Source organism: Salicibibacter cibi (genome assembly GCF_016495865.1).
In the GTDB taxonomy this organism is placed as follows: Bacteria; Bacillota; Bacilli; order Bacillales; family Marinococcaceae; genus Salicibibacter; species Salicibibacter cibi.
The window spans coordinates 2,112,909-2,139,770 of record NZ_CP054706.1; the positions used below are offsets into that span (position 1 = coordinate 2,112,909).

The 26,862-nt window shown below is 44.2% G+C and carries 23 protein-coding genes; 5 read left to right on the forward strand and 18 right to left on the reverse strand.

All coding sequences use genetic code 11. The features are described 5' to 3' along the window. Positions 1 to 35: 35 nt before the first annotated feature. On the reverse strand, positions 36 to 812 hold the full coding sequence (locus HUG20_RS10730) for an enoyl-CoA hydratase/isomerase family protein (protein WP_200084672.1): 777 nt from the start codon (positions 810 to 812) through the stop codon (positions 36 to 38). Between the two features lie 209 nt (positions 813 to 1,021). Here HUG20_RS10730 and HUG20_RS19510 point away from each other — a divergent pair, with 209 nt between their 5' ends. Further along, on the forward strand, positions 1,022 to 1,153 hold the full coding sequence (locus HUG20_RS19510; RefSeq protein ID WP_281392393.1) for a hypothetical protein: 132 nt from the start codon (positions 1,022 to 1,024) through the stop codon (positions 1,151 to 1,153). Positions 1,154 to 1,177: 24 nt separating this feature from the next. Here the strand turns inward: HUG20_RS19510 and HUG20_RS10735 are convergent, their stop codons facing one another. From HUG20_RS10735 to HUG20_RS10790, 12 genes are all read right to left on the reverse strand, one after another. Further along, positions 1,178 to 1,945, reverse strand: a complete 768-nt coding sequence (locus tag HUG20_RS10735) for a 3-hydroxyacyl-CoA dehydrogenase (RefSeq protein WP_200084674.1) — start codon at positions 1,943 to 1,945, stop codon at positions 1,178 to 1,180. After that, positions 1,929 to 2,885: an NAD(P)H-dependent flavin oxidoreductase gene (locus HUG20_RS10740; RefSeq protein WP_246476692.1), complete on the reverse strand. Its 957-nt coding sequence runs from the start codon at positions 2,883 to 2,885 to the stop codon at positions 1,929 to 1,931. The genes HUG20_RS10735 and HUG20_RS10740 overlap by 17 nt, the downstream gene beginning before the upstream one ends. Positions 2,886 to 2,940: 55 nt before the next feature. Beyond that, a complete protein-coding gene (locus tag HUG20_RS10745) occupies positions 2,941 to 3,786 on the reverse strand; it encodes a crotonase/enoyl-CoA hydratase family protein (protein WP_200084678.1) in 846 nt (281 codons plus the stop codon). A gap of 17 nt (positions 3,787 to 3,803) precedes the next feature. Further along, complete coding sequence (locus tag HUG20_RS10750; protein ID WP_200084680.1) at positions 3,804 to 4,955, reverse strand: thiolase family protein; 1,152 nt, start codon at positions 4,953 to 4,955, stop codon at positions 3,804 to 3,806. 39 nt (positions 4,956 to 4,994) lie between these two features. Beyond that, positions 4,995 to 6,131: an NAD(P)-dependent alcohol dehydrogenase gene (locus HUG20_RS10755; RefSeq protein WP_200084682.1), complete on the reverse strand. Its 1,137-nt coding sequence runs from the start codon at positions 6,129 to 6,131 to the stop codon at positions 4,995 to 4,997. Continuing rightward, entirely contained in the window at positions 6,128 to 7,579 is a 1,452-nt protein-coding gene (locus tag HUG20_RS10760) for an aldehyde dehydrogenase family protein (protein ID WP_200084684.1), read from the reverse strand. The genes HUG20_RS10755 and HUG20_RS10760 overlap by 4 nt, the downstream gene beginning before the upstream one ends. Positions 7,580 to 7,601: 22 nt before the next feature. Continuing rightward, positions 7,602 to 9,164 (reverse strand): class I adenylate-forming enzyme family protein, encoded by a 1,563-nt coding sequence (locus HUG20_RS10765; protein WP_200084686.1) that lies wholly within the window; start codon positions 9,162 to 9,164, stop codon positions 7,602 to 7,604. A gap of 13 nt (positions 9,165 to 9,177) precedes the next feature. Next, on the reverse strand, positions 9,178 to 10,317 hold the full coding sequence (locus HUG20_RS10770) for an acyl-CoA dehydrogenase family protein (RefSeq protein ID WP_246476384.1): 1,140 nt from the start codon (positions 10,315 to 10,317) through the stop codon (positions 9,178 to 9,180). A gap of 37 nt (positions 10,318 to 10,354) precedes the next feature. Next, a complete protein-coding gene (locus HUG20_RS10775) occupies positions 10,355 to 11,548 on the reverse strand; it encodes an acyl-CoA dehydrogenase family protein (protein ID WP_200084693.1) in 1,194 nt (397 codons plus the stop codon). Between the two features lie 15 nt (positions 11,549 to 11,563). Continuing rightward, positions 11,564 to 12,346: an enoyl-CoA hydratase/isomerase family protein gene (locus tag HUG20_RS10780; protein WP_200084695.1), complete on the reverse strand. Its 783-nt coding sequence runs from the start codon at positions 12,344 to 12,346 to the stop codon at positions 11,564 to 11,566. An 11-nt stretch (positions 12,347 to 12,357) separates the two neighbouring features. Further along, positions 12,358 to 13,167 (reverse strand): IclR family transcriptional regulator, encoded by an 810-nt coding sequence (locus tag HUG20_RS10785; RefSeq protein ID WP_200084697.1) that lies wholly within the window; start codon positions 13,165 to 13,167, stop codon positions 12,358 to 12,360. Between the two features lie 147 nt (positions 13,168 to 13,314). Continuing rightward, the gene (locus HUG20_RS10790) at positions 13,315 to 15,354 is read right to left on the reverse strand and encodes a helix-turn-helix domain-containing protein (protein WP_200084699.1); all 2,040 of its coding nucleotides are present in this window, start codon (positions 15,352 to 15,354) and stop codon (positions 13,315 to 13,317) included. 151 nt (positions 15,355 to 15,505) lie between these two features. On the opposite strand from HUG20_RS10790, the gene HUG20_RS10795 reads away from it, so the two are divergent. From HUG20_RS10795 to dsdA, 4 genes are all read left to right on the forward strand, one after another. Next, positions 15,506 to 16,957, forward strand: a complete 1,452-nt coding sequence (locus HUG20_RS10795) for a M20 family metallopeptidase (RefSeq protein ID WP_200084701.1) — start codon at positions 15,506 to 15,508, stop codon at positions 16,955 to 16,957. Between the two features lie 71 nt (positions 16,958 to 17,028). Beyond that, entirely contained in the window at positions 17,029 to 17,853 is an 825-nt protein-coding gene (locus HUG20_RS10800; RefSeq protein WP_200084703.1) for a DUF3100 domain-containing protein, read from the forward strand. A gap of 3 nt (positions 17,854 to 17,856) precedes the next feature. After that, on the forward strand, positions 17,857 to 18,309 hold the full coding sequence (locus HUG20_RS10805; protein WP_200084704.1) for a hypothetical protein: 453 nt from the start codon (positions 17,857 to 17,859) through the stop codon (positions 18,307 to 18,309). 46 nt (positions 18,310 to 18,355) lie between these two features. Next, positions 18,356 to 19,720 (forward strand): D-serine ammonia-lyase, encoded by a 1,365-nt coding sequence (gene dsdA / locus HUG20_RS10810; RefSeq protein ID WP_200084705.1) that lies wholly within the window; start codon positions 18,356 to 18,358, stop codon positions 19,718 to 19,720. A 155-nt stretch (positions 19,721 to 19,875) separates the two neighbouring features. On the opposite strand, the gene HUG20_RS10815 is transcribed toward dsdA, so the two are convergent. The 5 genes from HUG20_RS10815 to HUG20_RS10835 all read right to left on the reverse strand — a co-directional run bounded on the left by HUG20_RS10815 (position 19,876) and on the right by HUG20_RS10835 (position 26,857). Then, the gene (locus HUG20_RS10815; protein ID WP_200084706.1) at positions 19,876 to 20,058 is read right to left on the reverse strand and encodes a hypothetical protein; all 183 of its coding nucleotides are present in this window, start codon (positions 20,056 to 20,058) and stop codon (positions 19,876 to 19,878) included. A 406-nt stretch (positions 20,059 to 20,464) separates the two neighbouring features. After that, positions 20,465 to 20,665, reverse strand: coding sequence for a hypothetical protein (locus HUG20_RS10820; protein WP_246476385.1), 201 nt, complete (start codon positions 20,663 to 20,665; stop codon positions 20,465 to 20,467). Between the two features lie 376 nt (positions 20,666 to 21,041). Then, positions 21,042 to 22,292, reverse strand: coding sequence for an MFS transporter (locus HUG20_RS10825; RefSeq protein WP_200084707.1), 1,251 nt, complete (start codon positions 22,290 to 22,292; stop codon positions 21,042 to 21,044). Further along, on the reverse strand, positions 22,279 to 24,075 hold the full coding sequence (locus tag HUG20_RS10830) for an acyl-CoA dehydrogenase family protein (protein WP_200084708.1): 1,797 nt from the start codon (positions 24,073 to 24,075) through the stop codon (positions 22,279 to 22,281). The genes HUG20_RS10825 and HUG20_RS10830 overlap by 14 nt, the downstream gene beginning before the upstream one ends. Positions 24,076 to 24,724: 649 nt before the next feature. Next, on the reverse strand, positions 24,725 to 26,857 hold the full coding sequence (locus HUG20_RS10835) for an acetate--CoA ligase family protein (RefSeq protein WP_200084709.1): 2,133 nt from the start codon (positions 26,855 to 26,857) through the stop codon (positions 24,725 to 24,727). Positions 26,858 to 26,862: the final 5 nt, after the last annotated feature.

The following is a 26,862-nucleotide window of genomic DNA, read 5'->3' on the forward strand; positions in this document are numbered from 1 at the left end:
TTTAAGCACCTCCAAATACCGTGAGTTGATGACTATTACTCGTGCGTAAACACCGGACGGCGTTTTTCGATGAATGCGCTGATGCCTTCTTTTGCATCCTTCGTCTCGAAAAGTCCGTCAAAAAATTCACGCTCCATTTTAAGGCCATCCTCCAGAGGTTTTTCTGTTCCTTCGTTCACTAACTGCTTAATGCGGCTAAGCGCTTGTAAAGATTGTCTGGCAATCTTCGTCGCTAATTCTTGCGCAGCAGCCAGCCCTTCCCCTTGCGGGACTACTTTGCTGACAATGCCGAGCTGAAGCGCTTCGTCGGCTGGCACTTGTGAGCCTGTAAACATCATCTCTTTTGCCTTGGAGGGACCGACGATTTTAGGCAATCTTTGCGTACCGCCGCCTCCCGGCAGCAATCCAAGCTTTACCTCCGGAAGGCCGACGTTTGCATGTTCTTCAGCGATACGGATATCACATGTTAATGCAACTTCAAGGCCACCGCCTAATGTATAGCCGTTGAGCATTGCAATGGTGGGCTTGGGCGTATTTTCAATGACGCTAAAAACATCCATGGATGCGGAGGACGCTTCTTGCTCCGTCACTTTATCCCGATCCGGAAATTCTTTAATATCTGCACCGGCCATGAATGCACGTTCCCCGGTACCTGTTAGTATGATCGCAACAACTTCGTTATCTGCCTTCAAATCAGTAAAAACTTCAGCTAAGTCTGTTCTCATTTGCGCACTCAACGTATTCATTGGAGGATTGTCCATCGTAACGGTTGCAATTCCTTGCTCTTTACTTACGGATACAACTTTAGCCATTTATAATCTCCCTTTCTTATTGCGGCTCTTCACCATGGTGATAACACTAGCTAGCGGAGGAAAAACACGGAGACTCCTGTGGGAAAGCGTAGTGTTTTTCCGTAGCGGTCACTACACATCATAATTACCCTAGGTTTGTCAAACCGTAGATTTTGGTGCCTCCTATAAGCAAAAAAACCCTTGCATTTCTGGCAACGTACGGAGGGACGGTGCTGCAATGGCGAGACTCCAGCGGAAAAACGGACGCGTCAAGACCCCGCAGCACCGGTTTTGCGCGAGGAGGCTTGAACGTTCGTCTGCGGAAAGCGAAGCCATGGAAGCGGCATCCCGGCTTCAGTTGATAGCTGCAAGTTGTTCAGCAATTCCTATTTAGGCTGCATTCGAATCGCGCCATCGAGACGAATCGTTTCACCATTAAGCATGGGGTTCTCAATAATGCTTTTCGCCATTTGACCAAATTCATCAGGATAGCCAAGCCGTTTAGGAAATGGCGTCATTTCTCCTAATGCGTTTTTTACTTTTTCGGGCGCGTTCCCAAACAATGGTGTTTCAAACAACCCTGGAGCGATCGTCGATACTCGGATGCCCAAGCTGGCTAAATCTCTTGCAATCGGCAACGTCATCCCAACAATTCCGCCTTTTGAAGCACTATACGAGGCTTGCCCCATTTGACCCTCGAAAGCAGCGACAGAGGCTGTATTAATAATAACGCCTCTTTCTTCATGCTCATTTGGTTCATTGACACTCATTTTCTCCGACGCAAGGCGGATGGCATTGAACGTTCCGATCAAATTAACTTGAATCACTTTTTGGAAATGTCCGAGGCCGTGCACCCCTTTTTTGCCATACGTTTTTTGTGCGCCTCCGATACCCGCGCAATTAACTAAGACATTCATATAGCCAAATTTTGCTACTGTTTCATCTAGCGCGGATTGTACACTTTCCTCATCAGTAACGTCTGTTTGAATATACATGACATTTTCTCCGAGAGACTGTGCCAGATCCTGTCCTTTCTCTTCATTAAGATCCAGAATTGCTGCTTTTCCCCCATTAGAAACAATGTTTTGTACAACGGCTTCTCCCAGCCCGGAAGAACCTCCGGTAACGGCGGCTACACTATTCTTTAGTTCCATGTGTAATAAACTCCCCTCTCTTTATACGTTCTTTCGACTTGTCATAAGCACCTTTTAGTTCGTCAACAATTTCTTTAACCGTCTGGACCTCACTGATCGACCCAACACCTTGACCGGCCCCCCATACATCTTTCCAGGCTTTCACTTCTTTGTTTCTTAGCTCTGAAAAATTAACTTCTTTCTTTTTATGAAGATTGTTAGGGTCAAGACCTGCATTTTCTATGCTTGGAATTAGGTAATTTGCATTGACGCCGCTGAATGCATCCGTATAAATGATATCTTCGATCGAAGATTCAACGATCATATTTTTATATCCTTGTGGGGCCATACTTTCTTTCGTCGGAATGAACCGTGTGCCAACATATGCAAAATCTGCTCCAAGCACCTCGGATGCCAGAATATCTTCTCCTGTTGTCATCCCTCCGGATAAAGCGATTGGACCGTCAAAAAATTCTCTAATTTCATGGATAAATGAAAAAGGATTAAATGTCCCCGCGTGGCCACCGGCACCATTTGCGACAAGGACTAATCCATCCGCCCCTTTTTCAATTGCTTTTTTGGCGAATTTTATATTGATCACGTCTGAAAAAACAAATCCTCCATATTTGTCAACAACTTCAACAACAGGACTTGGATCCCCCAAAGATGTAATAACAACCGGGGGCTGATATTTCTCAATCAGTTTAAGGTCTTCTTTGTATCGTTTATTCGACTTATGGACAATAAAGTTAATTCCCCACGGGCCAATTTTTCTTTCAGGGTTTTCGCGTTTTAATCTGTCTAGTTCCCCGTTTATTTGCTGCATCCATTCTTCCAAAATCGTATTCGTACGAGCATTTAGTGCTGGAAAGGTGCCCATGATGCCAGAGGAACAAGTATTGATTACCATTCTGGCATCGTTAATTAAAAACATCGGTGCCATAATAACCGGCAATTCCATTGATTGTTTCAGATGCTCTATTTTTCTGTTCACCTTGATTAACTCCTTCATACCATCAGCTTTTAAACGTACGTTCTTCCCACCATGGATAAAATTCCGGCATGTCTGTGCTCGGTTTCATATTAAAATTCGGTTCACGTTTTTCAAGAAAAGAGTTAATACCTTCCCGTGCGTCCTCCCGTTTGCCAACCCAATAGAGATACTTCGATTCAATTTTGTGCGCTTCCATTGGATGATCGGCACCCATCATTTTCCACATTAATTGTCTGGAAAGCGCTACTGAAATGGCAGAGGTGTTATCCGCTATTTCTCTGCCTAGCGACACAGCTGTATCCATAAGTTCTTCAGGAGGAACTACCTTACTGACCAGTCCTGTTTCCAACGCCTCTTCTGCCTTAAAAATCCTCCCTGTAGAGACCCACTCCATCGCTTGGCTGATGCCGACAATACGTGGTAAAAACCACCCGCTACATGCTTCTTGCGTGATCCCCCGTCTTGCAAAAACAAATCCCATTTTTGCTTTATCAGAAGCAATACGAACATCCATCGGAAGTGTCATTGTTGCGCCTATACCAACTGCAGGTCCATTAATTGCGGCGATAATCGGTTTTTTTAATTCATAAATGCGCAATGCCAATATCCCGCCGCCATCACGGTGTTCTTCGATCGAGTCTTCGAAACCGAACGTCTCGCCGCCTTTTTCCAAATCAGCTCCGGCACAAAAAGCTCTGCCTTCACCCGTTACGATGACAACTCTAACCTCATCATCCGAATCTGCACGGTCCAGTGCGTGCATGAAGTCGTTTTGCATTTGACGATTATATGCATTTAACTTGTCCGGGCGATTCAGGGTGATCGTCATAATCTTGTTACTGACATCAACCTTGATCGTCTCATCCATGATTAAATCTCCCTTCCTCAATTTAAACGCTCAATGATGGTTGCGTTCGCCATGCCGCCTCCTTCACACATCGTTTGCAATCCGTAACGTCCACCTGTGCGTTCCAGTTCATGCACCATCGTTGTCATTAACCGTGCACCGCTTGCCCCGAGGGGATGGCCTAAGGCAATGGCACCTCCATGAGGATTAAGCTTTTTGGGATCAGCCCCGGTTTCTTTCAACCAAGCAAGTGGTACAGGAGCAAAAGCTTCATTGACTTCATAAGTGTCGATATCATGGATGCTTAACCCTGCTTTTTTCAACACTTTTTCAGTGGCAGGAATAGGCCCGGTTAACATCATGGTTGGATCAGATCCCACAACGGAACGCGCTAAAATACGGAAACGCGGGTTAAGCCCAAGCTTCTCTGCTTTGTCTCTGGACATAAGGACAAGTGCTGCTGCGCCGTCGCTGATTTGACTGGAATTCCCGGGATGAATGACCCCGTCTTCCTGAAATGCGGGTTTCAAACTGCCAAGTTTCTCAAGCGACGAGCCTTTTCTCGGCCCGGAATCATCCCGTACAGTCGTTCGTTCTCCTTCTGGTGTCGTCACTTCTAATGGCATGATTTCTTTCTCAAAGAGGCCTTCTTGTTGCGCCTGTAACGCCCGTTCATGGCTTTCTAATGAAAATTCATCCAGTTGTTGTCGGCTCATCCCCCACTTTTCGGCAATACGTTCTGCCGACAACCCTTGATTAATCATCTCATAACGTGATGTTAATTCTTCGCTTCGCTCTGTTCCCTTATAAGTTGATCCCATCGGCACTCTCGACATATTTTCGACGCCTGCTGCAACGACAACATCCATATCTCCACTAGCAATTGCTTGAGCCGCAAAATGGACCGCTTGTTGACTGGAGCCGCATTGCCGATCAATGGTCGTGCCGGGCACTTCCGTCGGATAGTCGGCAATTAAAGCAGCAACTCTTCCTATGTTTAGTGCTTGTTCTCCAATCTGGGAAACACAACCCATAATGACGTCTTCCACATGTTCCGGAGATAACCCGCCCCGGGTTGCTGCTTCTTTTAGTACTTTTGCTGCCAATTCATCAGGTCTGGTCTCACTCAGTAAGCCATTCCTCCTCCCTACCGGTGTTCTTACCGCTTCTACAATGACTGCTTCTTGCATTGTTATCTTCCTTTCAAAGGTTCATATTTTTGTTATTGATTAAATGCCAATAGGTTCTTCCTTGCGATAATTCTCATCCATAATTACGATTGGTTTAATGGTTTGACCGTTCGTAGAGTCTGCTGCTGCTTGATTTATGTCATTGAATTTATAAAACTTTACTAATTTATCAAATGGGAATTTCCCTTCATTATGGTATCGAATAAGTTGCGGAATCGTAATTTGCGGAACGGCATCACCCATTAAGACACCTATTAACTTACGGTTTGTCAGTGACAAGTCTTTAAACGTGTTAAATGCTATGGAGTCTTTTGATATGGCTACGGGTGCACTAACACCGGCAATGGCCAAAACATCAATGGATGCTTTCATCACGGATGAAATACCCGTTGTATCGATTGAATAGTTTACGCCTAAGCTACCTGTAATTTTTGCTATACGCTCTCCCAAATGTTCAGTGCTGCTGTTTATGGTATGTGTTGCTCCAAGCTCTCTGGCTATTTCTAACCGGGAATCATGAATATCAACGGCGATAATAGTTGAACAACCTTCAATGTTTGCAGCCATGAGTGCCCCAAGGCCAACGCCTCCTGTTCCAAATACAACAATGGATGAAGACGTTTTTGGTTGTAAACCATTCACTACGGTGCCAAAACCGGTCAACAATCCACAGCCCAAAGGGCCAACTAAACGCAAGTCTACTTCCGGTTCAACTTTAATTAAGTTATTAACATTTGTAATCGTATAGGTGGCAAAAGAACTTTGTGCAAAGAAGCTTGACACCGGTGTACCATCTGCTTTAAAAAAGATATGGCTTCCATCCGGACGGGCACCACTCAAATTTAGTGTTGTCCATTGGCTACAGGAAGAAGGATGACCTGTACGGCAACTTGGGCATGCACCACAATAATTGTAAGCCATGACCACTTGATCACCCACATTTAAGTCTTTGACGGCGCTGCCAACCTTTTCAATGACACCTGCGCCTTCATGGCCCATAACAGCAGGCAATGGAGTAATACTTGACTTCCCCGTTCGTACTACTTCATCTGATTGACAAATGCCGGAGGCAACCATTTTTACGACAACTTCATCAGAATAAAGTTCACCTAGTGTTAGCGCTTCAAGTTGATAATTTTTATTGGCTTCATTGATAATTGCTGCTGTAACCTTCATAATCTTCCCCCCCTTTTGTAAAAAAAATATTTTTTCCTCATCATAACAACCTTTGTATTCGTGTATTCCGCAAGTCCCTCCCGGGAATGCTCGACACCTATTCCTGAATGTTTGTGTCCGCCGAACGGGAATTTTGGCGACAGGATGTGTGCTTCATTGATCCAAACCGTACCTGTTTCGAGTCGGTCTGCAATAGATTTGGCAAATGTTAGATCCTCTCCCCATACGGAACCGGCTAATCCATAGATAGAGTCGTTTGCCCTTTGAATGACATCCTCATAGTCGTGATACTTTAACACCGGCAAGATCGGGCCAAAAGCCTCTTCCTGAACAACCCTGGAATCTTCGGCCGGATTATCAACGATCGTAATTGGAATGAAGTATCCCGGTTTATCCTCTACATCTCCACCGCAAACGATGGTTGCGCCTGAGGATTTTGCATCTTCAATGAGGTCTTTGACTTTTTCAAACTGCATGTTGTTTTGGACAGGTCCAATCATGGTGTCCGAATCCATCCCATCACCGACGTTCACCGTTTTCGCATAGTTCACAAGTTCCGCTAAAAACTCATCGTAAATGTTTTCGTGAACATATAATCGCTTTGACGCGATACAGATTTGCGCCGTGTTTCGGAAAGCTGCCCAAAATACCGGTTCTACGAATTTCTTCGGATCTGCATCCTCTAGCACAATAGCCGCATCATTTCCGCCAAGCTCCAAGGTAATACGCTTTAGGTTGTCAGCTGCACCTTGCATCACCTTTTTCCCCGTTGCCGTTGAACCTGTGAAACTGATCTTATCGATACCCGGATGCTCTGTCATCCAAGCTCCCAGCTCATTCCCGCCGGTAACAACATTAACAACACCTGCAGGGAAAATATCCTTGGCAATTTTCCCTAAAAATAACGCTGTTAAAGGTGTATTAGGAGAAGGTTTCATTACAATCGTGTTTCCGGTTAATAATGCAGGCGCTATTTTCCAAATCGCGAGAGTCACAGGAAAATTCCATGGAACAATTAACCCTGCAACACCAAGCGGGGTGTAGGATTTCTCCACAAAATGTTGCTCTGTTTCCTCTAGAATCTCGTTTTCCAACCGTTGGCCGGCAATCATTTTACATGATTTCGATGACCCTATAACTTCTTGTAATGATCCCTTTAGAGGTCTTCCCATTTCCAAGGTAAATAGCCTTGCTAGCTCGTCGCGTTGCTCGTAAAATGCATCCGCAAATGCTTCCAATTTAGCAGCCCGTTCTTCAGCAGAGCGTGCAGCCCATGCAGGAGAGGCAGCTTTTGCAGCGTTCACCGTATGATTTAGATCATTTTGATCTGCGTGGGGAACTTGCGCAATGACTTCTTCATTTGCTGGGTTGATGACAGGCAATGTATTTTTCGTGTAAACCGCTTCCCCGTTTACAGTCATGCCAAATTGTTTGACAGTTGTTCCCATCAATCATCCGCCCTTTCAGGTTTTAATGATGCACCGTATACTGTTCTTTCAAAACGTTCTTAAGAATTTTCCCGGTTGAATTCCGGGGCAATTCAGAAACAAACGTGACGTAACCGGGCTTTTTGAAACTTGTCATGTTCTCCCGACAATGCTGAATGATGGCTTCTGCATCCGGTTTATTGTTCTTGTCTTTCGGGACGATAATCGCCATCACCTCTTGCCCCCATTCAAGGCTTGGAACAGGAATAACCGAGACTTCATACACTTCCGGGTGCCGGCTAATGACTCCCTCAACCTCCAAAGGCGATATATTTTCGCCGCCTCGTATAATCAGCTCGTCACTTCTTCCCATAATATAGAGGTAACCATCTTCATCCAAGTAACCCATGTCACTGGATTGAAACCATCCATCTGATGTAAATGCCTGTCGTGTAGCTTCTTCATCCCCTAAATAACCATCCATCGTGCGCGATGTTAATAGCTCCACACGTCCCACCTTTCCTGGAGGAAGCTCATTTCCTTTCTCATCACAAATACGTATACGTACATCAGGCAATGGACGGCCGACAGAGTGCAGACGTTTTTTCTGTTTTTCAAGCGCCTCTCCTGTTCCGGTTAATTTATGATCACTTGGACCTAACGACGTTACCGTCGACATCGTTTCCGTCATTCCGAAAGCATGGGCAAAATCTGTCGTTTCCGGGAATCTGTGCATTGTCTCTTCGATAATAGTAATGGATGCCGGTGCCGAACCATACGTAACTAATTTTAAGCTTGATAAGTCATAGCGATCAAAATCTTTATGATCCAATACGTGTTTCATCATCGTTGGGGTCAAGAACGTGCGCGTGCATTTTTCGTTATGGACTTGCTCAAGCCATAACTGTGCATCAAACTGCGGGATTAATACGAATCGGACGCCTTTGTAAATGCCGATAATTGCATTTAGTAGCCCGGCTACATGAAAATTTGGGGCATGTAATAGCAAGACTTCTTGTTCCAGATTTTCAGAGGAGGGATAGACATTTAAAAAATTGTACACTGCTTGGTGCGTAAGCATCACCGGTTTGGGACGAGATGTAGTCCCACTTGTAAATAAAAGAACGGCCAGATCATCTTCTGTTCCCTCATGTGATAATTTCCTTTGAACGCCACACTTCAAAAGGTCTTTATACAAAAGTGCACCCTCATGATCACCTTCGAATAAAACAACACTTTCCAATGTAGGCACATTACGCTTCACTTGTTGCACCATCGGGTAGTAACGTTCCCCGACAAAAGCCATTTTTATATCTACCCGATCCAACATGTATTCCAATTCTTTTTCTTTTGTCCGGTAATTGATAGGTACAAAGACGGCACCCAGTGATACAGTCGCAAAAAGTATTTCAAAGAATTCATACCGGTTAGTATCAACAAAAGCAACACGGTCATTTTTTTGGACACCTACCGCCTTCATGGCAGCGGCTAATCGTTGTGTGCGCGCCTGTTCTTCACGATACGTCGCTCTGTATTCCCCGTTCGTCACCATTTCCAGTTCAGCACAATTTTCCACTGACCTCTCGAACAGTTTGCCTAAATGCATGATTAAGCCCCCATTACCAACCTAATTCACCGGCAGCGATTTCAAGGCAGTCGTCTGAAGATCCGAGGTAATTTTCTAATGCACGCGCACGTTTTAAAAATAGATGGCAATCAAATTCCCATGTGAATCCCATCCCGCCGTGAATTTGAACATTTTCACTTGCTGTCCGAACAAACGCTTCCGAGGTGAAAGAACGCGCAAGTGCGATCGCTTCAATCATATCTTCGGCGTTATTTTCCAAGGCCCATGCAGCATAGTAAGTAAGGGATCGTGAACTTTCCAAATCCATTCTCATATCTACGATGCGATGTTTAATGGCTTGAAAACGCCCGATCGGTTGGCCAAATTGCATCCGTGTTTGGCCATATTCATTCGCCATTTCTACAACTCTGTCGATGCCGCCAACCATCGTTGAACATAAAGCAACATGCAAATCGTTCATGGCGGATTGCAAAGCACCCCAACCTGCATTTTTCGGTCCCAAAAGCTGTTGTTTAGCTACTTTTGTTTCCTTAAACTTTATTTTTGCTATTTTTCTCGTTTGCTCAAAACTTTGTTGTTCTTGTATCTCAATGTTTGTATCCTCTCGGTCAACCAATAGTAAAGAAATACCGTACTCGCTATGAACCCCTCCTGTACGGACAGGTACAATCAATGTATCAGCTACGTCCCCGTGAGGGACTAATACTTTTGTTCCGTGCAGGGTGTATTCTCCATCCTCTTCGTTTGCGGCCAATTGGATATTTTCCGGGGAGTTTTCTCCGTTTGATTCAAGTAGAGCCAGCGTTAGTTTCCGTTTACCATCTACAATTTCCGGCAAATACTTCTCCTTTTGTTCCTCCGTTCCATAAGCCTCCAATAGAGGAACCGCGATCGCCATTGTTTCAGGGTAAGGACCGGGAATAATGGCACGTCCCATCTCTTCTAATATAGGAACCAGACTAAGCGATCCTTGGCCGAGCCCGCCGTACCTTTCCGAGACATTGACACCCAAATATCCTTGTTGAGCTAAGCCATGCCACATCTCTTGCAAAATGTGCGCTTCCCCGTCCATGTAGCGACGCGGAATGTCTAATCCCCCTTTTGATTTTAGATATTGCCGCGTTGACGTTTGGAACATTTCTTGATCTTCATTTAGTGCGAAATCCACCATTTCCACCCCTTCTCATTCTTGAAAATTGTGCAAGTTACTAATATTTCACGTCTTTCGGCAAACCGAGCATTCGTTCAGCAATGATATTCTTTTGAATTTCGGAGGTGCCTCCCTCGATGGTAAAACCAAACGACCGCAAATAACTTTCCTGCCAATCCGCAGATACGATTGCATCATCCCCCCACAATATGTTCCCGGATCCACTTATCGTCATAGCATAGGCGTACATTTCTTTAGCCAATTCACTGGATGCCATTTTATCCATGGATCCTTCGGGGCCTGGACGACCGGTTCGTATGATATTTGTTAAATGTCGATAGTAATTCATCAAAAGAGCTCTCGATCGAGCACGGAAACGGGTGAGGTTTTGGCGTACGATTGGATCCTTAATTAAGGAGCGGCCATTCTTTTGGAGGGTTTTTGCCAGATCAACTAACTCCTCAAACTGTTTCTGGATAGCAAAAGTTCTTCTGGCTACCCCGACTCGTTCATGACTCAATAGGATTAGCGATGTTTTCCATCCCTCGTTAATTTCGCCGACAATATCTTCGTCATAGGCAATTGCATCATTGAAAAACATTTCATTAAAAATAGGATTATCATCGATCGATCTGATTGGTTTTGTTTCTACACCTTCTTGATTCATATCCACTAAAAAAGCAGTGATGCCGTTATGTTTTTTTCCGCTATTATCTGTTCTTGCCAATAAAAAACATTGATCGGCATAATGGGCGTAACTCGTCCAAACCTTCTGACCGTTGATCACCCACCGATCTCCCTTTTTTTCGGCTTTTGTTTGGATCGCTGCTAAATCAGAACCTGCATTCGGCTCAGAATATCCTTGGCACCAGATTTCTTCTCCGTTGATAATTTTTTGAACATACCGATCTTTTTGCTTTTCTGTTCCGATTTGCAATAATGTCGGCCCAATCATTGCAGTACCAATGATGTTCAAAACGGGCGGTGCCTTTACCCTCACCATTTCTTGCTCATAAATCACTTGTTCAATCAGCGAAGCTTCTCTGCCCCCATACGCTTTTGGCCAAGAGATACCAGCCCATTTCCCTTCATAAAGTTTACGTTGCCAATCCCTAAGAAAAATTCCTTTTTCTTTCTCATCTTTCGGGACCTTACGTTCGCCATCTAACCAGCCTGATGGCAAATTTGTTTCTAACCACGCCCTCAGTTCCTCTTGAAATGCTTTTTCTGTCGTTGAATATGAAAAATCCATTATGTAATTCCCCCTTTATTTTCCTGTGAAATAAGGCTCTCTTTTCTCAAAAAACGCTCGCACACCTTCTTTAAAATCTTCGGTTTGGAAACATATGTCTTGGCCTTGGGCTTCCATCTCTAATAGATTTTTCAAATCTTTGTTCAAATGCTCGTTCATGATTTTTTTTGTCATTCCCATTGCTGCGGTCGCTTTTTTCCCTAATTTCTCTGCCATATCAATTACTTCAGGCAACAATTGGTCGGAAGAAACAACACGATTTACAATTCCGAACCTTTGCGCATCGTCAGCAGAAATTCGTTCTCCTAAAAACATCAGCTCTTTCGCACGTTGGGTCCCAATTAACGCGGGAAGAAAATGAATGGCTGCGAAATCCGGGATCAGTCCGATGTTTACGAAACTTTGAACAAAAAACGCTTCGTCGGACGCTACGATAAGATCACAAAGCAATGTCAAGCTGAAACCAGCTCCGGCAGCTGCTCCATTGACAGCTGCAATGATGGGCTTTTCCATGCTCAACATCTTCAGAAGCAAAGGGTGGGACTGTTGCAGTCTTTTTCTGCCTTCGAGGGGTTTTATCTCCTTTTTCATGGCTGAGATGTCCCCACCTGCTGAAAAGCCTTTTCCCGATCCTGTTAAAACGATACATTTAATGGCATCGTCTTGTTCTGCATCTTCCAATGCTTGCAGTAAGGCTAACCTCATTTCCATCGCCAACGCATTACGTGTTTCCGGTTGATTCAAGTAGATGATTTTCGTACTTCCCTGTTTTTCATTAATGATCCATTGATTTTCCATGTTGACCTCCTTTAAACGAACAGGTTATTTCCCTGCCCTTTAATTTTTGCACTGATGCGATCAGCCGCATCTTTTAACAATTCCCCTTTAGGAATCAGTTCGTGTTCGTCATACTGTGCGGTCATTCCAAACAAATTGATCGTCATGTCTACATTGTTATCCATATTGAAAATCGGTGCGGCTATCCCGAAGATCCCATTGATGGATTCCCCGAAATTAGTAGCATATCCATAATCACGGATAACGGGGAAGTCTGCTTTTAGCTGATTGATTTCTTGATCGGACAATGAGCGTTGCTGTTTTACCTCTTGGAGCAATTCATTCGATGCTTCTTCTTCCATAGACGCGAGCAGGCATTTTCCGTATGCGCCGTCCACAATCGAAAAGTGTCTGCCTACGGAAACGTTAACGCCGAAATCTCCTCCTTCGCTTTTGGCAACAATTGTTGTTCGTGTTTTACCAATTCGATTAACGAGCACGGACGTTAGACCGGTACGTTCAGATAGCTCTTCCAAGTAAGGAAGAATAATGGTAATATCTAAAGAATTTTCTTTCGCCCTTTCACCTAAGACAACTAAATAAGGACCCAGGCTGTACTGTTTTGAACGTTTGTCATAATGAACAACGGAGTGTTCCCTAAGTTGTTGCAATACGCGATAACACGTCGTTGGTTGTAATGAGAGGGCATTCGCAATTTCCGTTAAGTTGCTTTGGCTAAATTTTTTTCGGCTTAACAGCGTCAAAATTCTAAATGCAATTTCTACGGCTGGCACACTATATTTTCTTTTCCCGTTTTCCTTCTCATTCATTTGCTTTGACATATCCATTCCCTTTCGTGCGTCGTATCACATGATGTAATCGCTTTCAAAATAAAAACGATAGTTTCTATTATTTTATATATTATAAAGTTTTTTGTCAATGAAATTTTCATTTTTTTACTGTGTTGGACGGGTTAATAGGTTATCATTTTAACGCTTATTTTCTTCATGAACATTCTCCCGCAAATAACATGCAAGCTGCACTTGAAGGACGTCGTGACTGTTATGAAAAGATATTTGTAAAATTTCTTCAATCTTCTTTAAACGCTGGTACAAAGTGTTCACATGGATATACAGTTCCCTTGCCGTTTGCCCGGCGGATCGATTGTTGTTCATAAACGTTTCAAGTGTTTCGCTTAAACGTTCCTCTTTTCCTTCTATCGCGTTCAACGGCGCAAAGAAGTCCTGTATAAAGGCATGAAGGTCTTCTTGTGGTTGATCGATAAAAAGTCGATTGATGCCAATATCCGTATAGCTCATCACACACTCCCATTCGCCTTTTACCTCGAGGTGAGAGAGTGCTTTTTCTGCTTCTTTATAACTTCTTGGAAGCAATGAGAGTTGATTTGCTTGAGAACCCAGCCCAGCGCGCATTCGCATATTAGTGTTTTCTTGAGTGAATCGCGATAAGAAAGCATCGATGTCATCTATTTCCAACCGTGATGCATAGAGAAGGGTGACCACAGTCGTCCCCTTTGTATAGAGAACGGAAAGCTTTTCTTTGAAGTCATTCATGATGTCAGTGATGAAACGATGGATATAGAGATTGATAAATGACGGATCCATGTCAAATTCAAGTTCAAATTTGAGTATCATCACCGGGCGATGCTCTTCTATCTTTAACAAACGGGAAGCCTCTTTCAACTCTTTGGTCGTCTCTGCCATTAACAACGTTTGAAACGCTTCTTCAGATGCTTTAAACGAATGATCAGTCACGGATTTTTCGCGAATAAATTCCAACGCCAATATAGGAATGCCGAGTTCAAGGGCCATTCGTTGCAGAGATGACAAAGGCTCACGTTTCCGGCAGATGATGTACCCCAGACATATACCTACGCCGACAATGGGCAATACTTCGTGCACCTCCTCTCGGAAATCTTCAACAATAAAGGGGGTACTTAGCGAGCGCTTCCGTTCAAAAATAACATTTTGGTGATAAGCAGCAAACGTCGACGCATTCGAGTCAACGGGATCGTCAAATAAGCTTAACAACATAAGCGGGAATCCGAGCACGTCTTCCAACGTTTCTCTAATCGCCGGCGCTCCCTTCCCTTGAATAGAAAGGCTGACTAATCGTTCATGAATGTCATTTCTTTTCGCGAGGAGATGATTTTGTTCTTGTAGCTGATCAAACAATTCGGCATTTTGAAGGGCGATCCCCACTTGATCCGCAAAATTTTGCAATAGATTAAGTTCATGCTTTGTAAAGGAAGCGTATCGAAATTGGTAAAGAATTAACACGCATCTCGTTATTTGCCGGATTTTCACGGGAACACACAGAACGGACGCCGCTTCACCGAACGGGTAGGAGCGTTCAAGAATAGAAAGATTATCGTATGACATCGTTGAAGCAGCGAATAAAACGTCACGATGTGTTGGATATAAAGCCGCTTTTTCTTTTTCAAAAACGGTGCCAACCATTCCTTCCCCCGGCTTCATACGCATATTTTTCATCGTGCGCGTGTTCACTTCAGCTGAAGTTTTTTGTACTTTAAGACAATCCTCGGTTTCATCATACATCCACAAAACGCCAATATCCGCTTCGGATATCACTTCCATCGTCGTATCGAGAATTTTTGAAAGCAATGCATCCAAATCCGTCAACGCTGTAATCGCACCAATGCTCTCATTCAACTTTTGAAGAAGACGTTTTTGTTGCGCTTCAGTGGTATGATGAACAAACAAAGGCAGTTCTATCGCCAATTGTTCCTCCTCATATTTAGATAACGAAACTACCGACTCTATCCGTAAAATCAAGCGTTTCCCATAAGAATATTGAAAATGATATTCCTTATAATCCCGGAAGCCCCCGTCTGTATATGCGACATCTCCGGCATTTAATGGGAAAATATCAGGTTGTTCAGGCATGTCCAACGCTTGCTTCGTGATCATCCTTAACCCGCCCCCTTCAGAATAAGCCCAAAGTTGAAAAGGAGCTGCTTGCAAAACATCTGTTAAAATATCCGACATTGAAATCTCGCTCCTTATCTCAAAATACAGTGAAACAACTGATGTATTTTTTCACATATATTATATATTATTATAGAGATTAATACACTATTTTCACAATAAATTTTGAATTATACTTTATGCAGAGTCCATGTAATGAAAGGGTGGAAATATGCAAGCGGATACAAAAAATGTTGTTGAACGCGTTTCGCAAATAATTGAAAGTCAAAAGGACAAATTCACAGCAATTAGTGACCAGATTTGGGAATTCGCTGAAGTCAGGTTTGAAGAAGTTGAGTCGTCTGAATGTTTGGCATCCTTCATGGAAGAACAAGATTTCCACGTCGAACGGGGCGTAGCAGAGATTCCAACTGCCTTTACGGCAACTTCCGGAACATCTGGACCTGTCATCGCGATTTTGGGAGAATTTGATGCTCTCCCCAGCCTCAGTCAAAAGGCTGGGAAAACATCAAAAGAGCCTCTTAAATCAGAAGCCCCTGGCCATGGATGCGGACATAATTTGCTCGGTGTTGGAGGAATTGCTGCCGCTGTGGCGGTACAAACCTATATGCAAGAACAAGGAATGGAAGGAACGATTCGTTATTACGGCTGTCCGGCTGAGGAAAGCGGTTATGGAAAGACGTATATGGTTAAGGCAGGACTTTTTGAAGATGTGGATGCAGCCTTCTCTTGGCACCCTCATTATATGAACAGGCTATTTAATGGACCGACGCTTGCTGTCGTTCATGCCCATTTTACATTTAAGGGACAAAGCTCTCACGCCGCCGCTTCACCGGAACTTGGGAGAAGTGCCCTTGATGCGGTGGAATTGATGAATGTTGGCGTAAACTATATGCGCGAACATATGCCGGATGAAGCGCGCGTTCACTATGCCATAACCAATACAGGTGGCATGTCACCAAATGTTGTCCAACCGGAGGCAGAGGTTTCTTATTTTGTCCGCGCTCCTCAATCTGCACAGGCAAGGGAACTTTTTGAACGAGTGAAAAACATTGCCAAGGGAGCCTCTTTAATGACGGAAACAACAGTGGAACACCGCATTGAGGGTGCGTGTTCAAACATTGTACCCAATCGTGTCCTGGATCAGTTACTCCACCGAAATATGATTGCTTTAGAAGAAGATAATTTCACCGACGAAGAAATTCGGACAAGCAAAGCTTTTTATGAAACGCTTTCTGATAACGAAAAACAAATGGCAGCATCGCTTGTTGGTGATCAAAGGGCAGCAGAATTGTCCAAGCGTCCACTCATTCATGAAGCTGCCCCGTACAGCGAACCGAGAGCATCAAGTAAAGGAACAGGTTCTACAGATGTCGGGGATGTCAGCTGGGTGACTCCAACCGCACAATTAATGGCGGCAACCGAGGCCTTCGGGACGCCGTTGCATACGTGGCAAGTCGTAGCTCAAGGACAAACTTCTTATGCAAAAAAAGGGATGCTTTATGCCAGCAAAAGTATAGCAAGCACTGTCATCAATGTATTGCAGACACCCGATGTGCTAAGGGAAGCAAAAGAGGAGTTACATCGGCAAGGTGCGGGCGCACACCAATATGATTGTTTGTTACCGAAGGAGCAAATGCTTCCGCATATGCTGTGTCAGTAAATTGTATTCGTTAGGGGTCACGCTATCGTTGACCCCTTACTGATTTTATTTCTAATTAAGGGGGGAAAAAGATGACGAGAAATCAAGAGCCATTGAAATTTTGGAAAGATTGGCGTTTGTATTTTCTTATTTTATGTATCGTTCTTGTTGCAGAGTTAGTCGGGCCCATTCATTTTTCCGTTGGACCGGGTGTCATCTCACTATTACCGTTGCTCATTGCATTTGCGATCGGTTTTGCTCTATATTTCACACCGGTTATAAAAGAAAAGCAATCCAAAAACTCACAACCGCTTGTTACGTTGTCCATTGGTCTACTCGTTGCCAAAATAGGAGGAACGATCGGACCGGCAATCGATACAATTATGGAGGTAGGTCCGGCGTTATTGCTCCAGGAAATTGGAAATTTAGGGACAATTCTCTTAGCAATACCAATTGCTGTATTAATCGGCGTAAAGCGAGAAGCCATTGGTATGGCTCCGGGTATAGGCCGGGAAGGTTCTGTGGCCATTATAACAGAAAAATACGGTTTCGATTCACCGGAGACACGCGGCGTTATGAGTATGTATGTGTTTGGCACCATATTTGGTGCAGTATTCTTTGGGATCTTCGCAAGTTTCTTAGCAGCATTTACACCTTTTCATCCGTTAGCACTGGCCATGGCTTCAGGGGTTGGCAGCACGAGTATGATGGCTGCGGCAAGCGGTTCTCTAGTCACTGCATTTCCCGCTTTCGAAAATGACATTGTTGCACTTGCAGGTGCCAGTAATCTTTTGACGATGATCACCGGCATATTTGTATTCACGTTTATCGCCCTCCCGTTAACGATTAAACTTTACCAGTTGTTTACGAAACGAAAATCTCCAAATGCCAATTCAAAAATGGATGCGGGGGAATAAGAAATGCTAAGAAATATACAAGAGTGGTCCGTCGTTTTATTAATTGTGGGGGCTATTGTTATCCTTGGAAACTGGATGGGATTTGGCGTCATGCCATTTGAAGCTATTCCAGGAATGCTTATTCTCGTGCTTATTTGTTTAATTGGTTTATTTATCGGAAAAATTCTGCCGTTTAACCTCCCCAGCATGATCTATATAGCGATCTTAGGCGTTCTGGTCTCCTTGCCAGTTACACCAGGATCCGAATACATTGTCCAGGCAACGGATCAAATCGATATGCTCGCGATTACAACACCGGTATTGGCTTTTGCCGGCATTGCTATCGGTCGACGTTGGGCTGATTTTCGAAAATTGGGATGGAGAGTTATCGTGGTCGGATTTTGTGTTTTATCCGGGACTTTTCTTGGCTCCGCAATTATTGCTGAAATTGTTCTACGAATACAAGGAATCGTATAAGGTCTGTCGAGATCACCATTGTTAATTAATGGAGGGAGGAAGCCTAATGATAGGGAACAGCGGTCTAGGAAAAACCTGGTCAGAATGGACACAGTCGTTTCCGCTTTTGGAAGACATTATGGAAATGAAGCCGGTATTTTGGCAAAACCCTTCAAGAACAGATGCGACGGGGCTTCCTGTGAGCGAAGATGATATCGAAGAAGCAAAAACTCTATGGAGACGTTTTGCCCCATTTATAAAAGAATTATTTCCGGAAACAAAAGCAAGTGATGGAATCGTCGAGTCACCGCTCCGGTCGATCCCGAAGATGCAACAAGCGTTGGAACGTCATTACCATGCCCGTATAAGGGGCCGCCTGTATTTAAAATGCGACAATGAACTGCCGATTGCAGGTTCCATCAAAGCTCGCGGCGGCGTTTATGAAGTGTTAAAATATGCGGAAACGTTGGCGATTGAGCAACAACTCATAACAAAAGAAAAGAATTACGAACAATTTGCATCGCCCAAGTTTAAGCATTTTTTCAAGCAGTATTCCATCGGCGTCGCCTCCACCGGTAATTTAGGGCTAAGCATCGGGATTATAAGTGCCGCGCTCGGATTCAACGTAACCGTTCACATGTCAGCAGATGCTAAGGAATGGAAAAAGGAATTGCTTCGAGAAAAAGGTGCTACCGTTCGGGAATACAACGCTGATTTCAGCCGGGCGATCGCTAGAGGACGAGAACTATCCAGTTATGAACCGAATAGCTATTTTATAGACGATGAAAACTCTCGCGATTTATTTTTAGGCTATAGCGTAGCCGCTTTACGATTGAAAGATCAGCTTGAATCACAAGGTATTTATGTCGATGCGGACAACCCTTTATTTGTCTATTTGCCTTGTGGCGTCGGCGGATCTCCCGGCGGGATTACATTTGGTTTGAAAAGTATCTTTGGGCCTCATGCCCACTGTTTTTTCGTGGAACCTACCCATTCACCCTCGGTTTTAATCGGGCTTCTGACAGGCCAAAAGGAAAAAGTCAGCGTCCGGGACTTTGGCCTCGACAATTTAACCGAAGCTGACGGGCTCGCCGTTGGAAGACCATCAAGCTTTGCCACTGAAATTAGCGAAAAACTTGTAAGTGGTAATTATACCATTCATGACAACGAGTTGTTCAAACTTCTTACATTGTTAATGGATACAGAAGAAATAAAAGTCGAGCCTTCAGCTGCTTCCGGTTTACAAGGACCTATTCTTTTAAACAGGTGTCCCAGTTACATCGACAAACACCATTTATCTTCAAAGATGCATCAAGCAACACACATCGCATGGTCCACAGGCGGATCGCTCGTTCCCGACGAAGAGATGAGAATGTTTTATGAAAAGGGGAAAACACTAATGAGCGGGAATCGAGTAGGAGACAGTGACTAACTGCCGTCCTCACATACCACCGTACTGTCTAACAATTGATTGGTGAGCATGCTTTAAAACGTTTATTTATGCAATTTTGCTCGAATAAACGTCACGCATCGTAAATTTTGAAGGAGCTCGGTCTCTGAAGAGGCGTACGAGCTCCTTTACTCCCTTTATACGGCTTTATATGCCGCATTACGGTTGTTCCGGCTAACCACCTTGTTTATAAGGTAAGGCACATCATCTCGTTCATCCGTTTCGCCGCGGGGAATACTGCACACTTCCACCTTACCTTCGGATTCCAACCTATTCTCTTGTGGATAGCCGTCTGTAGACGTTGTCTGTGGTTTCTGCATTCCTCACACCTCCACGGTTCCCAAGATTACGATTGTTCAGCCCTTCATCCTCTCCGGACTACTATAGCTTCTGCTGACTTCTTACAATTCATCAAGCCATCGCTGCCCCAATTGTTCCTCTGGGAATGACCCTCTCTTGTCGGGAACCCTTGTAAGACCTCCCCAGGTAAGAGCTATAACCTTCCTCCCATGTCACTGCTGTATTTACTGTATGGAACTCGGGCAGTATCGGACTTCGTTTTGAGCGACAAACTCATTCATTCCAATTCAGCCTACGATACAGTTCGTCAGTTCGGGGATTTTGCCTCCGGCTCCTTCAGATTCCATCTCGCGATGGACACCCTTGCCATCGGCTAACAGTTCCTACTGCCAAGCCTGTAGTGGACTTTCACCACCAAGTTATAGCTCATGCCGGGCGCACCACTAAGAAGCCGGGATCTTGTATCCCAGCTTCTTTATTAATCCAGCACTTAGCCTCATTTCCTGTGGCTCTGAACGCATGACCCAAAGCGATTGTACCACCGTTTCGATTAACATCTACATCAGGCAAGCCCAGTTCACGTATAACCGCCAATGAATCGGAGACGAGCGTCTCATAAGCTCCCACACACCGATGTCTTCTATTTGCTTACTTTTTCTCTTCACAAGTGCTTTCACCACTGGAGTTCCCCTTAGCTTTTTGAATGTTGGTTATACAACTTAAAATAGATGAAATTCACTGTAACTGCTTACAAAAGTTTATTTAAAAACCTATTGATATGTGCAACACTTAAAATATTTCTGTCATCTAAAGCTTCCATTTTGATAAAAGGTCGATCAAACTGCGAAGCAAAATCGACATTATGATCCACTCGATATTTTCAGTTCGTTCATACAACAAATGCTCTGTCATTATAATTTCCTCCCGGCCAAATTCGACATTTTCATGTTAGAGAAGTATCAAACAGGTTGCAAACGATACACCTCCAACAATGAAAAGTCTTTCACCCTGACTGCGCTATCTCCTTAGGCTTATAATTCTGTCTTTCTTTTAATGTATTGCTTATACACAAGGAAACAATACTCGCGGCTATTAATAGAATGCCTGTGACTCCAAAAGACACCAAATGTGTGCCATAGGTTTCATATCCCCAACCCCCGAGCCAGGAACTTAACATCGCTCCAATTTGGTGGCCGAAGTATGTCCATCCATATAATAATCCGACGAGCCGCACCCCGTAGACATCCGACAATATCGCGGAAGATAGGGCAATGCTCCCTGCCCATACGATACCAGCTATGGCGGCTACCATATATAGCTGCCAAGTAACTGTCACGACGACTAGTGCCACCATCCCTAAACCTCTCACAAAATAAATTAATGCGAGCAGATGCTTGCGTTGCAACCTGTCTGAAAGAACCCCCATAAACAAAGTACTCGGAATAGCTACTATACCGATTAAACCGATTGCAAAGGATGCGGTGATCGGTTCGAAACCATGATCCCGGAGCATCGGCACACCATGGGTACCCAACAGATTCATGCTAAACCCGCATGCAAACAGACCAAATGCGATCAACCAAAAAGGGGGCGTGGCCATTGCTTTTTTCCATGTCAAGGTAGTGTCTGGATCCTGTCGAGCATTTGATGAAGATGCTGATTGCAAAGCGCTTTCCGGCGGATGGTCTCGAATAATGAATATGGTCGTAGGAATGATGATGATGAGAAAAGCAACGGCGAAAATCAAGATTGTTGCTTGCCACCCAAACACCTCAATTAAAAATGAGAACACCGGAGTCATGATGGCGATTCCAGCCATGGAACCCGTCGACAAGTAAAATAACGCCCTGCCTCTAAGCTGAGTAAACCAACGACTAATGACCGGTGTCAGCGCAACCGGACTCGTAAAAGCAAGCCCAAACGATAAAAAGACACCGAAGGCCATGAAAAAGTTTAACGGATGTTGCGCCAAAACTGTCCATACACAGGAAATGGTTACGATTATAATTCCTAAGATGAGCACCATATTTGTGCTATATTTTTCTACCAAATAACCCGCGATCGGCATCCCAATGCCATACACGATCATCCCTACAGCGATGATCGTTGACAACTCGGTACGGGAGAAATTTAAATCTTCCATAATAGGCAGGACGAAAGGGCCGACGCCCATCCGCATGCCTACCGTCAACAACGTAATGATGGCAGCCGCCCCGACAATATTCCAGCCAAAATACCATTTAGGAACGATCATCACCTCCTTCAAGTGGCTCCAACAATACATCAACGACGTCCTCGGGAATCTCCTCCCAATCTATGACCGTATCCAACCATTCATCAACCGACTGATCAAACAAGATGGGATTATCTGCAGCTTTTATATAGCGATGATAATAATGAAGCAACAAAAACAGCTTACGGTAATTACCATCCACCGTTATTTCATGCTCCGCTTCTTCCAACAATAAACTCGCAGCAACAAGATGGTACATTTGCTCCATAAAACGCTTTGCTGCAACATCATGTGTGCTTGCTTGTTCTTGCGAAATGTGTTCCATCTGCCTGGAAATAACGCCGGCACGTTCCAATATGAGCTTTGCTGTTCGCCCGGTATAAGCGTTATCCATCCCTGAAAGCCGTTGTTCAAGATGATGCAGTAACGTGCTGCCTGCATCTTCCTTGCGGATCGCCCTTAATACATCAAGGGAAACAATATTTGTCGTTCCTTCCCAGATGGAACCCAAATGGGCATCGCGTACGAGTCTCGGGTTTACCCAATCCTCAATGTATCCGTTCCCGCCCCGGATTTCCATAGCCTCCGCGGTCACATAGCGGGCACGTTTACATATATATCCTTTCAGTAAAGGCGTCAGAATGCGCAATGATTTTTTGGCATTCTCATCACCGTTATCCGACTGATCGAACACTTTTGCCGTATAAAAAATCATGGATGCGGCCGCTTCCGTATCGAGAAGCATTTCAAAGAGACCTTCCCGCATCAAAGGCAACTGACTGAGTTGCTTGCCGAAAGCATGCCTCCCTCTAGATGCCACAATCGATTCCAAATAGCTGCGTCTCATCAATGCTGCTGAACGAACTGCATTGGATAGCCTTGATGAATTAACCATGGACATCATCTGTTTAAAGCCGTTTTCTATGTTGCCTACGACATATCCAACGGCCCCTTCAAAGGTGACCTCCCCTGATGCCATGTCCTTGGTTCCAAACTTATTTTTTAATCGATTGATGCGGAATTCATTATGCTCCCCATTTTCCAATCTTTTAGGGACTAAAAACATTGCTAGCCCCTTTGAACCTTGTCGCGCTCCTTCGGGCCGGGCGAGGACCAATGCAATATCAGCGGACACGTTGGAACAAAACCATTTATCTCCCCATATTTCCCAATGATCACCGACCTGCTTTGCCGTTACTGTGTTGGCACCTACATCGGAACCCCCCTGTTTTTCGGTCATAAACTGGCCGGCTGTCCAATGCTCATCCATATTAGTGCTCGTTAATCGAGGTAAGTATTTTTCCTTTATATCACCGCTCGCATATTTTTCCAGAATAGTTGCCGCCGAGTCTGTCATACTCATGGGACAACAAAGGCTAAATTCAGCTTGGGCAAATAAGTACCAGAAGGAGTATTTCAAAACTCTTGAAAAAGGGGTAGGCCAATCCAACACGCCCGCGCGGTGAGACATGGCTGCAAGTCCAAATTGGCCGTATCCGATTTCTTCCAACCTAAGGTATGAAGGATGATACTTTACATGGTTGATTTGTTCCCCTTTCTTATTATAAGAGACCAATTCAGGGGGATTGCGATCCGCATCATGTGCCAGTTCATCCACTTGATTTCCCGCTACCTCCCCCAAATCTTTCAAAAGCGGGTGCACTTTTTCATATTCATCTTCGGATACGTAGTAACGAAGCAAAAATGCAACATTTGGATCTGTTTCAAAAAAGTTAAGCCCATGTGCATCGTACATACCTTGAACTTCTGCTTCCGGATTTGGGACTTGACGATTTTTTATCATTTCCGGGTCTCTCCTTTCAGGTATTATCTCCCCATAAATTGGAGTATTCTTTCCTTGTTCAAATGTTCATTCATGATCTTTGTCGTCATGCCCATGGCAGCCGTTGCTTTTCGTGCAAAGTTTTGTAAATATCGGGTTATTTCCGGATTTTACACACAGCAACATGAGACTAAAGATATTTCTGGCTTTCGGGTGATTTAAGCGTACTTTTTGCGTGGTTCGCTGTGAGATCGGATCTTTCAATGAGTTTCTTGTGATAAGAAAGAATGATGGCAATATTTAAAGAACATTCCTTTGGTGCTCTTCACCAAAATCTATCATTGATAAAAGTGAACGAGCCAGCGTAGGAAAAACACGGAGACTCCCATGGGAAAGCGCAGTGGGAAGACTCCGCAGAAAAAAGCGAATTTCTTTTTTCGAGAAGGCTGAGCTCGTGGCCCACGGAAAGTGTCGTGTTCTTCCGTAGCGTTTATCATCAAGTACATCTATTTGTCAATCATATGTTTTAGTATTGATCCCTTTCTCATTGGTTTTGTTCGGCATATCGCCCCCCTTTATTTTTCATATACTATTGTACTGAAAAGTTAACCAAAGGGGGAGTAACCTGCCTTGTAACTTCGAACCCACTCAGTAACACCTCTCCATTGGTCTAATTCACAACAGTATCTTTCTTATTTTTCCATACAATAATGCCATCTAAAGCTGCTACATCTTGTCCCTCTTCAAACACCCATAACGGATTTATATCCATCTCCTGAATGTGTCCGTTGTGGGTAGATGCATATTGAGAAATGCGGGCAAGCGTTTCTGCGAGCGCGGGAATATCCCGGCGACTTCCACCTCTGATCCCTTCAAGAAGCGGATAACCTTTTAGTTCTTTTAACATGTCGGATGCTTCTTCGGCATCGATGGGAGCATGTCGAATGGATATATCTTGCAATACTTCTACAAATATGCCTCCGAGTCCACACACAATCAGCGGACCGAATTGAGGATCTTCTTTAACCCCGATGAACATCTCAACGCTTTCATCTTGCAACATTTCCTCGGCAAGAATGCCATCGATATCCGCATCAGGATTATATGCGCGTAAAGAGGAGGCGATGGATTCATAAGCATCTTCCAGTTCGACGGCGTTTTTGATGTTTACTTTGACACTGCCAGCGTCCGTTTTATGCAAAACATCCTTGGAAATTCCTTTACAGACCACCGGATATGGAACGTTCGCTTTTACTTTCTGCAAGTGTTCGCGATCTTTAATAAGCGTTCCTTGCGGAATCCTTATTCCTAAAGAAAAGAGTTCCTTTTTGACACGAACTTCGGTCCATATACCGGTCGGATCGTCACGCTCTTCAATGGCAGGAAGTTCAAACGGATCCTTCTCTTCTTTCAGGCAAAATCGAGAGAAGTCTGCCAAATGTTTGACCGCAAACATCGTTTTATAAGAGGTTTTATAAACAGGTACACTCGCTTTTTCCAGGATCGCTCGTCCCTCACCCGTTATTTCCGTCGTTCCCGTAATCGTAACAACGATAGGTTTTTCGGTTGTCTTATCAATTTCGGCGATTTTTTCGCATATGTTCTGGCCTAGCTCTCCCCCAAATGTTGTTTGGACAACGATGACATTTACCTCGTCCTCGTTGATCAAAACCTCGAGGGTATCTGTGAGAATATGTTGCTCTTTTAAAGCCTGGGCTGTTATATCAATCGGATTTAGTGCAGATCCGTAGGACGGGATAATTTCCTCTACTTTCGCTTGCGTTTCATTTGGCAAACGGACGAGCTCCAATCCGAGTGGTTCACTGTAATCGGCCATAGCAATGCCTGCCGCCCCGGAATTGGAAATAGTTACTACATTATTTCCATTTGTTTGTTTGCCGCGAGAAAAAACTTTCATTAGATCGATCATGTCATCGACATCATTTGCAACCACCAAGCCATATTGCTTTGCAATCGCTTGGAACGTTTCATCGGATCCCGTTAATGAAGCAGTATGAGACATCGCTGCTTTCCGGCCAATTTCCGAGCGACCGGCTTTTAACATAATGAGCGGTTTCTTTAACGCTTTTGCCCTCTTCGCCAAACGGATCAACATTTCGCCATCAGGAATTCCTTCCAAATAACCAGCCACCACATCCGTGCCATCATCTTCAAGCATATAATCGATACAATCCAATGTATGAATATCCATCTGATTACCTGTATTAATAACATGGGAAAAGCCGATATTTTCCTCCTGAGCCAATCCGAATAGGGAGAATCCAAGGGCACCGCTTTGAGATGCGAAACCTACGTTTCCGGAAAGAAAACCTTCCTCTGTTTCAAACGAAGTGGAGAACCCGAGTGGAATGCTTGTCCTCACATTTAACAAGCCGATACAGTTAGGGCCTAAAATCGTGATCCCCGCTTTTTTCGCTTTCTCCAGCACTTCCGCTTGTAATCGTTCACCATCTTCGCCGGTTTCCGCAAAACCTGAACCGAAAAGAATCACACTGCGAACTTGTTTTTGCTCACATTCGGAGAGAATCTGCATCATTCTTTTGGAAGAAACAGCAATTAAAGCAACGTCAATTTTGCCGGGGACATCGAGAAGACTTGGAAAACAAGTAAATCCTTCTATCTCCTCATATTTCGGATTTACCGGATAAATATCCCCTTCAAATTGATGCCGAATCAAATTTTTCATCGGTTTTCCGCTGATAGATGTGAAATCTTTGGAAACCCCTACAATCGCTATCGACCCCGGGTTCAATAATCGCTCAATGGCTTCTCTTTTGGACATATTGA